Source organism: Clostridium beijerinckii HUN142 (assembly GCF_000621745.1).
Lineage (GTDB): Bacteria > Bacillota > Clostridia > Clostridiales > Clostridiaceae > Clostridium > Clostridium beijerinckii_A.
Genome location: NZ_KK211336.1, coordinates 39,057 through 49,952, shown reverse-complemented (window position 1 = coordinate 49,952; position 10,896 = coordinate 39,057). Strand labels below are relative to the sequence as shown.

11 protein-coding genes and 4 tRNA genes are annotated in these 10,896 nt (G+C 28.4%); 4 read left to right on the top strand and 11 right to left on the bottom strand.

The genetic code is table 11. The annotated features are described in order from the left end of the window. Positions 1-92: 92 nt before the first annotated feature. The 4 genes from T483_RS0121480 to T483_RS32530 all read right to left on the bottom strand — a co-directional run bounded on the left by T483_RS0121480 (position 93) and on the right by T483_RS32530 (position 2,237). Entirely contained in the window at positions 93-443 is a 351-nt protein-coding gene (locus tag T483_RS0121480; RefSeq protein WP_026888674.1) for an SdpI family protein, read from the bottom strand. A 20-nt stretch (positions 444-463) separates the two neighbouring features. Continuing rightward, positions 464-958, bottom strand: coding sequence for a prolyl-tRNA synthetase associated domain-containing protein (locus tag T483_RS0121475; RefSeq protein ID WP_026888673.1), 495 nt, complete (start codon positions 956-958; stop codon positions 464-466). 309 nt (positions 959-1,267) lie between these two features. Continuing rightward, positions 1,268-1,930, bottom strand: coding sequence for a PsbP-related protein (locus tag T483_RS0121470; RefSeq protein ID WP_026888672.1), 663 nt, complete (start codon positions 1,928-1,930; stop codon positions 1,268-1,270). A 178-nt stretch (positions 1,931-2,108) separates the two neighbouring features. Next, positions 2,109-2,237 carry a hypothetical protein gene (locus tag T483_RS32530; protein WP_278247470.1) on the bottom strand — a complete coding sequence of 43 codons (129 nt, stop codon included), beginning with the start codon at positions 2,235-2,237 and terminating at the stop codon, positions 2,109-2,111. 428 nt (positions 2,238-2,665) lie between these two features. On the opposite strand from T483_RS32530, the gene T483_RS0121460 reads away from it, so the two are divergent. Continuing rightward, on the top strand, positions 2,666-3,331 hold the full coding sequence (locus tag T483_RS0121460) for a hypothetical protein (RefSeq protein WP_026888671.1): 666 nt from the start codon (positions 2,666-2,668) through the stop codon (positions 3,329-3,331). 145 nt (positions 3,332-3,476) lie between these two features. Here T483_RS0121460 and T483_RS0121455 read toward each other — a convergent pair whose 3' ends face one another. Continuing rightward, positions 3,477-4,031: an RNA 2'-phosphotransferase gene (locus tag T483_RS0121455; RefSeq protein ID WP_035790486.1), complete on the bottom strand. Its 555-nt coding sequence runs from the start codon at positions 4,029-4,031 to the stop codon at positions 3,477-3,479. 395 nt (positions 4,032-4,426) lie between these two features. Between T483_RS0121455 and T483_RS0121450 the strand changes: the two genes are divergently transcribed. Beyond that, a complete protein-coding gene (locus T483_RS0121450; RefSeq protein ID WP_026888669.1) occupies positions 4,427-5,002 on the top strand; it encodes a hypothetical protein in 576 nt (191 codons plus the stop codon). Between the two features lie 898 nt (positions 5,003-5,900). Continuing rightward, positions 5,901-6,473, top strand: a complete 573-nt coding sequence (locus T483_RS0121445; RefSeq protein WP_026888668.1) for a sigma-70 family RNA polymerase sigma factor — start codon at positions 5,901-5,903, stop codon at positions 6,471-6,473. 329 nt (positions 6,474-6,802) lie between these two features. Here the strand turns inward: T483_RS0121445 and T483_RS29650 are convergent, their stop codons facing one another. The 5 genes from T483_RS29650 to T483_RS0121420 all read right to left on the bottom strand — a co-directional run bounded on the left by T483_RS29650 (position 6,803) and on the right by T483_RS0121420 (position 8,146). Beyond that, positions 6,803-7,132: a helix-turn-helix domain-containing protein gene (locus T483_RS29650; protein WP_051560503.1), complete on the bottom strand. Its 330-nt coding sequence runs from the start codon at positions 7,130-7,132 to the stop codon at positions 6,803-6,805. Positions 7,133-7,725: 593 nt separating this feature from the next. Then, positions 7,726-7,801: transfer RNA gene (locus tag T483_RS0121435), tRNA-Lys, on the bottom strand. A gap of 78 nt (positions 7,802-7,879) precedes the next feature. After that, positions 7,880-7,955, bottom strand: a tRNA-His gene (locus T483_RS0121430). 5 nt (positions 7,956-7,960) lie between these two features. After that, positions 7,961-8,037 (bottom strand) — tRNA-Arg (locus T483_RS0121425). A gap of 35 nt (positions 8,038-8,072) precedes the next feature. Then, positions 8,073-8,146, bottom strand: a tRNA-Gly gene (locus T483_RS0121420). Between the two features lie 857 nt (positions 8,147-9,003). On the opposite strand from T483_RS0121420, the gene T483_RS0121415 reads away from it, so the two are divergent. After that, entirely contained in the window at positions 9,004-9,537 is a 534-nt protein-coding gene (locus T483_RS0121415) for a hypothetical protein (protein WP_026888667.1), read from the top strand. Positions 9,538-9,919: 382 nt separating this feature from the next. Here T483_RS0121415 and T483_RS0121410 read toward each other — a convergent pair whose 3' ends face one another. After that, positions 9,920-10,813 carry a DMT family transporter gene (locus tag T483_RS0121410; RefSeq protein ID WP_026888666.1) on the bottom strand — a complete coding sequence of 298 codons (894 nt, stop codon included), beginning with the start codon at positions 10,811-10,813 and terminating at the stop codon, positions 9,920-9,922. Between the last annotated feature and the right edge of the window lie 83 nt (positions 10,814-10,896).

Here is a 10,896-nt window from a genome sequence, read left to right as displayed (position 1 = left end):
ATTATCATTAGTTGTATTATTCGCATAGGGATATTTTAGCATAATATGACATAATTTTCTACAAAACTACGTAAAAAGTATAATTATTACTCTCATTTACGTTTACCGTCTTTATCAAATACTTTTCTTAAATGGATCTCTGTATAAAATATTGATATTAAAACAATTATTAAAGATCCCATAACACATGTTATATTTGATCTGCTTGGATCCTCCCCGTATAAAGAAGTTATTATAATCGAAAAAAATATTGATATAACTGCGCCTAATATCATCATTGTTCCACTATATCTATTTGCTTCTTTCCACACATCATTGTTTTTCTTGGAAAAAGGAGTTCTGTATCCATAAAAGCTATTTATCTCCTTCGGCGGCCACAATTTTAATATTACACCCAAAATAAGAAATACTATACTTAGTCCTAAGCTACCTAATATCTCCATAAAGTTTTCCTCCATTTAGACTACACATCTATATATTTAAACTCGTTTTTATGCCACACAATAAATTTCTCAAAATCTTCATACGAAACTCCTATGGTCGCTGTATTTACATTAGGGTGAAAATTCACAATATCTTTATTAGCTAACTCTTTATCTATTAATACTATAACCTCATTATTAGAATCGTTTATTAATCCAAAAGGAGTAACAGATCCTGGTGTGAGTTTTAAATATTTAAATAATCGTTCTTCTGATGCAAAAGATAGATGAGTGCTGCAAATTTGCTTAGCTAAAGCCTTTAAATCAACTCTTTTATCTTCATCTAAAACAACTAAATAATGGACATCGCCTTTTCCATTCCTAATAAAAAGATTTTTGCAATGACCTCCTGGAATATCGATATCTAAATTTTTAGCTTCTTCAACTGTATATATTGCATTATGTTCATATTTAGTATACTTAATACCTAACAAATCTAATATTTCATATACTCTTTGCTCATTTGTATTACTCATTTTTTCTCCTTTTCTATACGAATGCTTATATATTTTTATATAATTTGATTTTTAACATACAGTATATTTCTCTAGAAAAATACTGTATGTTACAATTGATTTTCCACATTTTATCTCTAATGGAGCAGTTGGATTATTGAAATTCTAAATATAGATTTATCAATGTAAAATATGAATTTAAATCTTTGGAATTATTTTCGTGTTTACTCTAACTTGATCTTCCATCATTAATTATATGCATTATCTTTAGTAAGGTAAGATAACTAAAAGTATCTCACCTTACTAAAGATTAGTTCCTAATTTAAAATGCTAATATGCAAATTTTATTGTATTTAACATACTTTCAAAGGATGCCATATTTTCATCTGATATTTTTCCACGTTGCATAAGTGTAAATAAATATGCTTTGTTACTATTGCAAATTATTACTTGTTCTACTTGTACATCAATTCCTTTAAGATTATGAAAATAATTTAGCGTTAACGCCTTATTATTATTAAATTGACGCTCTTTAATTTGTAAATTATTTATATCTGATCGATTTTTTATATAAGTTTCTGCCGAATTAAAATAAACCTCTTCTGAGTATCCCTCCATACCATCTATAACCAAATTCACATTAGTTCCTTGATTATCTAGGTAGTAAATATCATCTCCCTTTAAAGTCATTTTAGTCCAATTTGAAGGATATGAAACTGAAATCTTATCGGATTTAGTCTCTAGGCCTGTCCAATCTCCATTATTGCTTAAAATATATCCATCAATAACAGTGCTTTTAGCCATATAACCACTAGCATAAAAATAATACCATTTTCCCTCTATTTTTTTCCAACCTGTAGAATACGAATCACCTTCTGTATACCACCATCCAGTGCTATCATTCTTCCATACTGCACTTGCGCCTATCGGAGTTATTGCCAATACTGAAACTGCTATTAGTGATCCTGCTATTAATTTTTTTAATTTTACCATTATTATTCCCCCTAAGTTCTTATAATATATAAGTTCCACTTAATAAACTTTCTAATCATTAAAGTTATTCCACTTTATACTTCTGCTTTAAAGGTTTAACTTTGATTAATAAATTTTGGGAACTCATATATAATTTTATCTTACTTTCTTTCTTTGTCAAATATTCCAATTGATAGAATTAAATAGTACTTATTAGTTTAGGAGTTTTAACATTTATTGCAATTGCTGCTGCTATCGTAATAGCTAGTGTCGAAGCTGCTTTTGTATGTGTTCTTATTGAAGGTGCTAAAACCTTAGTAGTACTCACATAACTTTGATATATATATAATTTTTCACCTCTCATTTAATACAAAAAATCGCCTTGAAATTTTTCTTTGCTCTCTTCTAAAATTAATCTGACTCAAATATATAAAGAACCTCTAAGTAAAAGTATTATTCCAATGTATACTTTTAAAATATATACAGTATAAATATGTAACTGCTTCTTAAAAACTTTCCTTTCATCAATGTGTCTCATTTATAAATCTAATGACTCATCTTTTGAAATACTAAAACCTATCTCCATCCCCCCATTTCTATCCTTGTTTCAATTATTATTATATGTTAACATTTTGTTATACAAATTTTTACTTTAAAGCTTAACATGATAAAGCTTTAATATCATGTTAAATGCTTGACTATTAATATTTGAATCTCTTATTACTATTTTTTAAAGCTATAAAAGGAGGACATATATTGAAAAAACTTAATTACATAGCACTAACAGCATTAGTTATAGTATCTTTTACAGCTATTGGCTGCAACTCAATAGGTAAAAATGAAAATGCTGATAAAAACCAAACTACAGTTGAAAATAAGACTGAAGAATCAAGTAAAGATACAGATAAAAACGATAATTTTGAAACTCGTGGGAACTCTCCAAGAGATCAGGCAATTTTTGAAGAAAACGAAGAAAGAGATAACACTGAAAGAGATAAAAGATATAAAGAAGTTGATAAATCTAAATTAAATTATGATGAATCTAATTCTTCTCTTACTTACTATGAAACTGAAAATAGCTTTGTTGGTAGTGAAGCTGGAATACCTAATGTAGATAATAAAAAATACCAAGATATATTAACTGATTATACCTATGCATGTGAAGTAAATCCAACAAAAGTAACTTATGAAGATGCAATAAGACTTGCTAGAAGCGTGTTGCCTAATGATATAAAAGAAATAAGAAATAAATATGATAATTCCACTGGAAAAACTCATATAGTTTACTCCTCTAATCAAGGTAATTTTGTATTAGGTCTAGCATACGATTATGACGAATCTCATAATTCTGGTTTCACCCCAAATTCAAAGAATGATACTATCGTTGGAATAAATTATATGAAAGAAATAACAGAACAATGAAGAAGGACTGTAGCAAGATTTGCATAATGACAAATCTACTACAGTCCTCTATTCTAAATTAATAAAATATTTTGTTAATCTAAAAAATCCCCTTCTGGGGATTATAATTTTCAAAATATACCGATTCACCTTTATATTATTGGCTCTAATTAGTTCTAAAAACTTCAAAATATTTTACTGGAACATGATCAGTTAACCACACTTTGTTTTCAGACAAGAAGAATTTATATCCATCTTTATTCATCTGCTCACTGTTAATTTTAAATATAACTAATTCTCCATGTCTTTTACCTACTTTTGTTGCTGTTTCTATATCAGCTGATAAGTGAACGTATTGTCTATTCTGTTTTTTAATACCTTCTTTGCATATGCTATCTATAAACCTGCTTGCAGTTCCATGATATAATACTTTAGGTGGCTTAACAGCTTGCAATTTAAGATCAACTTTTATCGAATGACCTTGGTTCGCTTTAATTCTAGTTTTATCATTATTAAATGAATATCTTTGCTTACCATCTTCTGCAACAATTCTTTCAATATCTGAAATTGTTACCTTATATCCTTTTTTATTTAATCCCTTAATTAAATCAGAAGTACTAATATATCCGTATTCATCTAAAGTTAATCCAATTTCTTCTGGTTTATGCCTGAGTATAAGGCTTATAAATTTACTAATTCTCGTATCTTCATTACTTATCATCGATTAACACCTCATTTTCTATAATCTATTAGCTTATATACCTCTACATAGGTTTACTACTTTCAAAGCTTATTTGATGATATACTCCATACATAATATATATTTTAAAATACCAAAAACATTTCCTATTCATAGGTTGGTTTCAGTAGTAATAAAAAAGAAGCCAGCTCGTTCTTTTATCAATGCTATTGTGATTAATTAAATGACTATTTTAGTCTCTTTGCAAAAGTAATACTTAGATTAAAAAGCTTTTGATAAATATCTTTTAAAATTAACAGACTAAGTTTACTCTTTGTGTATATATCTACTTGACACTAAGTAACACTTCTCAACGTAGCTAATATACTATTATAATGAGACTTATAACTACATCAAAATAAAGGAGAATCCAATAAATGTATAATAAACAATTTCCTTGTTGTCCTTACTACATGAATCAAGCAGCTCACCCCTCTTTCAATGCAAATTGGAGAAATACAATACAAAGTTTTGCGGCCATTAGTGGTACCATTACAATGATTGAAGATTTTTATCCAACCCAAGATGATGAATCAGCAGGCTGCTATAAATTAATGTCACTCGAAAGCATCGAAAGGGGACCAGTAAATTTTGTGATATCTCCAGGAACTTATTTTGTGGATCATGAAATGGTAGTAGCTGGAGACGAAGTAACTGGATTTTTTGACGCAAACGCACCTGCTCTTCTTATTTATCCTCCGCAATATCCTGCAATTGTTATGGCAAAAAACACAGAAAATCAAAATGTTACTGTAGATTATTTTGACTATCTGCTTATAAGTAGCGATGGAAATTTAAAGCTCAACATAGCCGAATCTACTGAGATAATTCTAACAAACGATCAGGCCTTTAATAGATATCCAGGGAATAGAAACCTAATTGTTGTCTATGGGCCTACAACTAAGAGCATACCTGCCCAAACCACTCCATATAAAATCATTGTCCTTTGCTAAATCAATATATTTTATATTAGTGTATACAATTTGCTTACATCTTACTTTTTTGTAAAAAACGGGATTGCTTTTAAATGCTCAAAAAGACTTAGCAAAAGCTTCCCATTTTCTTTTTAAATTTTCTAACACCAATAACTTATCACTTACTTATGATATTGTTCACCATTCATTATTCTAAAACTCTTTAAATTCCATTTAATAAAATCAGGTCAACTTCCCATTACAGACATAATGTCCATTTCAATAATACTGTTTTTACATTTTTCTAAAAAATATAGTAATAGGCTATATCTATATAGTAAATAGCCCATTACTATTATTATGCCGCATTTTTTATCCTTTTGCCTAGATTTCTTATAAATATTTTCCACTATTTTCTTACACTTCTCAAATTTAATTTATTCAAAAATCCCATTTCCAAATAATTTTTGTATTTATTTTTTACCACAGTTCTTTTTATGATAAATTTCATATTGTATCCAAGCACATTTTTCTACATCATATATGTAAATACTTCTAAGCACATTAAATCTCTTATTGTTCCCATTCTTATCTATTAATCAACCAATTCTCACTACTATTTATTCTTGCAAAATATAAGAAAAACTTATCTTACTAACATTTCTTAGTCATCCACGTAATTAATCGTATTACAAAACTCCCCATAAACGCATTATTGTATTTAGATGAATAAATCACACATAAAAGACTGCTATTTCTAATAAAAATCTTACTTCAACCTAATCTGCAATAAATTAATATAATTTATTTTCTATTTTTATGTAAAATGTATATTCTCGGCCGTATATCTACATGTAGAAATTAACTTAACAATAAACACAACATATATAAGTTAATTAGTTTAATTTATAACCATTAAGTGAGGAAGGAGGTTCATATGGACTTTGATTATATTGAAAACCTAGTGAGAAAATGTAAAAATAATGATGAAGCCGCAAAAGAAAAATTAACCAATGAATTTAGGCCTTTAATCTGCAATATTTCTAAAAAAACTTTTGTTGATGGATACAGCATTTACGACATTCAGCAAGAATGTTATAAATCCCTTTTTAAATCTGTTTACATGTACAATTTGGAAAAGCATAGGTTCGTAGCCTATGCTACTAATGCAATAAAGAATAATATAAATGATTTAATCAGGAAAATTAATTTTAGAAGTTCTACTGATAGTAATGATGCTTTAAGTTTTCATGATAACTTTGAAGAAGATATTCCTTCACAAGAAATATCTATTGAGGCTTCATTATGTGAAATCTGTGATTATGAGGATTTAAAGTTAGCTCTTAAAAATTTAAGCGAAGAAGAAATTGAACTTATAAATTTTGTATTTTATAAAAATCATACTGTTAAGGAATATGCCTCTTTTAAAGATATGTGCTACTCTACAGCCATTTTAAAGAAAAAAACTATTTTAAGAAAAATATTTAATAACATCCCAGCATATTATTAAAATCTAACAGCTCTAAGGTTAACATTTACCTTAGAGCTGTTATTTTTATTATATATGATGCAATAATAGATTTACATTTAAAATTCTAACAGACTGAGTTCTCAATTAAAATTAGAATATATGAGATTAATAGTATAACCAGAAATCTCCTTGTCCGCTAAAAGAAAAGAAATCTCTCCATGCCAATATGATTTGTTTAATTTTATTTTGCACATACAAAAATGCCCTCATGTTAAGTAATAGTTAAACATGAGGGATATGTTAGGTGATGATATTAAATTTTAATAATTGTCTCACGATAGTTTTTGAATACCTTTTCATTTATCTGATTATAATACTATTTGTTTTTTAACTAACGTCTTATATTTCTCTTCTAATTCTTTCATCACTTGAGTAATTTCTAAATCATTCCTTAAGTCTATGATATGTGAAAATTCATCTAGGTCAAAACCTAATAAAAAATCTGTAGTAACGTTATAATATGATGCCATAAGTTTCAAATTTTCATATTTCAATTCTAATTTATCATTTTCCCATCTATCAATATTTTTTCCACTAATATCAGTATTGAATTTTTTGTTAATATCTATAGCCAATTCCTCTGATGTCATATTTCTACTATTTCTTAATTTCTTAAGTATTTTACTTGATATATTCATGTTAACCACTCCATCTCTTACAAATTTTCCCTTAACAAAATTATACAGCAATCTAAATTGCTTGTAAACATTTTACATAAATATAATTAATATTATATTTATTCCTATAAATTTCACATAGCTTTTTGACAAATTAAGAAAACATTCTATATTAATATGCATATTAAAAATAACATCCCTTTAACCACTGTTAAATTGCTTTTCAGAATAAAATTTGTCACTTTTCTTAAACTTTTCATTCTCTTTATAAACCATAACTTCCGTAATTAGTCTTTTCTATAACTTATACCCTCACTGGGCACAATGTCCGCAGATTTAACCTGAATATAAATTCCTAGAGAAGAACAAAATCGCAGGCGACTGTGGAGCCGGAGATTTTTTTACGCATCTGCCTTTTCGAACGCATGTGAGAAAAATCTGGCAGGCGAATATATTTTCTTTTTTATTCTCTTTTAAAAGCCAACCTTCTAAATCAGCCTTTCTTATAAGTTATCCACAGATTATCCAAAGATATAATTTCCTAGAGAATAAAAAAAAGCCTAAAGCGTGAAAGTATATCTAACTATACCTTCTCAACTTTAGGCTAAATAATTTGGTGGCTCACCCGGGAATCGAACCCGGGACACCATGATTAAAAGTCATGTGCTCTACCGACTGAGCTAGTGAACCAAAATAGTAATTATAATAGCATGCTCAATAAATAATTGAATTAAATCAATTGCCTTTCAGCTTGCTAATATCGTTACATGGGGTGAACGATGGGACTCGAACCCACGACAACCAGTGCCACAAACTGGCGCTCTACCAACTGAACTACGTTCACCATTATGGTGCGTTTTAAGGGATTCGAACCCCTGGCCCACGCCTTAGAAGGGCGTTGCTCTATCCAGCTGAGCTAAAAACGCATATTATTTCTTATGTTGCAAACTATTTAATTTTTTGGAGCGGGTAGTGGGAATCGAACCCACCTTTCTAGCTTGGAAGGCTAGAGTATTACCGATATACGATACCCGCAATCTAATCCGCTTGTTTATTATATGTTACATATCATAGGTTGTCAACATAAAAATTTAGTTTTCTTCAAATAAAGCGCTGAATATTGTTCTTTTCACCGTCACTTCACGTTATTTAGACATCTCTCACTTACCACTACTACTCACTTTGGCTTTTATTTCTACTGTAATTTAATATAAATCCCTAATACATTTAAATTTCTATTGTTTTAAGTATAATAGCCTTTAATAATAAGTTTAAATTAAAATGATAGTAAGCCAACTGCTCAATAAAAAGTATAATATTAAAACTTAACTGCGATAATAATTAAATTTTACTTTAAAATAAAGATTATGTTTTAATATAATTTTTAGATCTAGTCATAAAAAAAATTATAGGATAGCTTATATTTCTATGATGCTTAATATTAAGAAGGTCAAGTACAGAATTGCCTCTCAATTATTTATTAACCTTCCTCTTTTTTATTCTATGTCTTATAAAATCACAAATCCAACCATATAGTAAAAATTTTAATCATATATACTCTACTAAAAGTTGTTCATTTAAATACTAACCTCTCCTCAACCCGCATTTTTCAAGCATATTCTAAAGAATATCTATTCTTCAGAATAAATATGGTAAAGAATATTAGAATATTCTCTATTTTTGCATATATCCTAAGTGAGATAAATGAAAATTCTAACGAGCTCTTCAAAAAAAGTTATCCTACAAAAAGTAAGAACTCAAATTTTGCATTTGATTAACAGAATCCTATCATTTGATCTTTTATATTTAAAAGCATACACTTCTTTTCTATAAGCATTTATAGAAAAAATGTGCAAAGAATTTATTATAAAATTTAGTAAAGGAGAACACTTATGAATAAAAGAAAACAAAATGAACTACCCAAAAATGATTTTGCTCCCGATGAGAATGAAGAAATAATTGGCTTTACATCTGAACCAGTTATATCTGGCAAGTGTATTTCATCTTTTTCATTTGACGATGATGGGAATGCAGAAATTATTACTATGCCCAATAACAGCAATAATAATAATAATAATAATAATAATAATAATAATAATAAAGCTCCTATGGAATTAAATAATACTGCTCTAAGCATCTCATTTGATAATGAAGCAGCATCTACACAAGACATTAACGCATCTAATGATAATATTCTTACAGATAACAGAAAAATTTCAGTAGCAAATGGTATGGCTCCACCTATTGACGGCGAATCCCTAGATACTAAACGAACTTATATGCTTAGATCTTCTACTGTTAGAAAAGTTAATGAATTAAAGAGCAGACATCCTGATTTAAATACCTATGTAAGTACAATAGTGGACATGGCTATAGCTCACTATTATAATTACATAGTCAATGAAGGCGGAAAACAAAAAGAATGATCTACTAGGGTGTAATAGATCATTCTAAATACTGGTTATCATTTATTTAATAAGGGGTAAATAATGATTAACTATCTTATAAATTTATAATACAGGATGAATATGTCAGTTTTATGACAAGTTGTAGTTTCCTTTCATATAAGTATAACTTCTACCCCTTATAATAATTTAGGCTATATACATTTTATATATATCCGTAAATCTGATCACTTTATCATTTTCTTAACTGTTGTATCTCTATCATCATAAATTCAACTTCATATTTTGACTTTGCAACTCTGGATGACTTATTATCATCCAGCTATCTATTAAGCTGCTTAAGCATTTAGTATTAATATGATGATATATTGAAACATACTTCATATTCTATTAAAATAACTTTTTACTTTTTTATGCGTGACAAAATTATAATTGTAATTATAATACACGCTGTTCCTAGCCATTGAGCTATTCCAAGCTCCTCATGTAACCATAATACAGATAATATAGCAGCCGATAAAGGTTCAGCTGATGATAATATGCTTGACTCTGTCGGCTTTATATAATTTAAACTTTCTAAGAAGCAAGTAAAAGCAATTAACGTTCCAAATAATACTACAAATATAATAGCTAATATTGAATTAGTAGACCAAACGCCTGTACAATTCCATGGTTGCTTAATAAAGCTAAATGCTATTCCTCCTATTAACATACCCCATCCAACTATTAGTATTGATCCCCATTTTCTAAGAAGTGAACGAGGTTGTACAGTATAAAAAGCTGCTGCAAATGCTGATGCAATTCCCCAAAATAATGCTAACCTCGAAATAGATATACTATGAACATTCCCCTTTGTAATTATAAAAAATGTACCCAGCATTGCTAGTCCAATAGCAATAATTTCTTTAAGATCAGGAATTCTTTTATTACGAATGGCTAAATAACAAGTAATTATTACTGGTGATGAATATTGAAGTATTGTTGCTGTTGCTGCATTCCCATATTTAATGGCTGCAAAATATGTATACTGTACACCTAGCATACCTAAAATACTAAAAAATATAAGACTCAAAGCATCATTTTTACTTCTCCATACTTTCCATATATTTTGTTCACCTTTCATAACAACATATAATAATAAAATTATCCCTGATGCTAATAAACGTATTACAACAAGCCACTCTGGACTAAATCCTTTTTTCTGAAATAAGTATTGAGCAGCAGTACCTGATATTCCCCACAACATGGCTCCTATAATTACGAGAATTATTCCTTTTATCCGTGGCTGAAAGTTCACTATACTTCCTCCTTTTTATAATTATTGCAAATAAATCTTTATGCAATAATTTGCAATACCTATAGCTTATTGCAATTATATTG

What these genes read in the sequence shown, in the direction of transcription:
- T483_RS0121480 (WP_026888674.1), bottom strand. Translation starts at nt 443, where the DNA reads ATGGAGATATTAGGTAGCTTAGGACTAAGTATAGTATTTCTTATTTTG.
- T483_RS0121475 (WP_026888673.1), bottom strand. Translation starts at nt 958, where the DNA reads ATGAGTAATACAAATGAGCAAAGAGTATATGAAATATTAGATTTGTTA.
- T483_RS0121470 (WP_026888672.1), bottom strand. Translation starts at nt 1,930, where the DNA reads ATGGTAAAATTAAAAAAATTAATAGCAGGATCACTAATAGCAGTTTCA.
- T483_RS0121455 (WP_035790486.1), bottom strand. Translation starts at nt 4,031, where the DNA reads ATGATAAGTAATGAAGATACGAGAATTAGTAAATTTATAAGCCTTATA.
- T483_RS0121450 (WP_026888669.1), top strand. Translation starts at nt 4,427, where the DNA reads ATGTATAATAAACAATTTCCTTGTTGTCCTTACTACATGAATCAAGCA.
- T483_RS0121445 (WP_026888668.1), top strand. Translation starts at nt 5,901, where the DNA reads ATGGACTTTGATTATATTGAAAACCTAGTGAGAAAATGTAAAAATAAT.
- T483_RS29650 (WP_051560503.1), bottom strand. Translation starts at nt 7,132, where the DNA reads ATGAATATATCAAGTAAAATACTTAAGAAATTAAGAAATAGTAGAAAT.
- T483_RS0121415 (WP_026888667.1), top strand. Translation starts at nt 9,004, where the DNA reads ATGAATAAAAGAAAACAAAATGAACTACCCAAAAATGATTTTGCTCCC.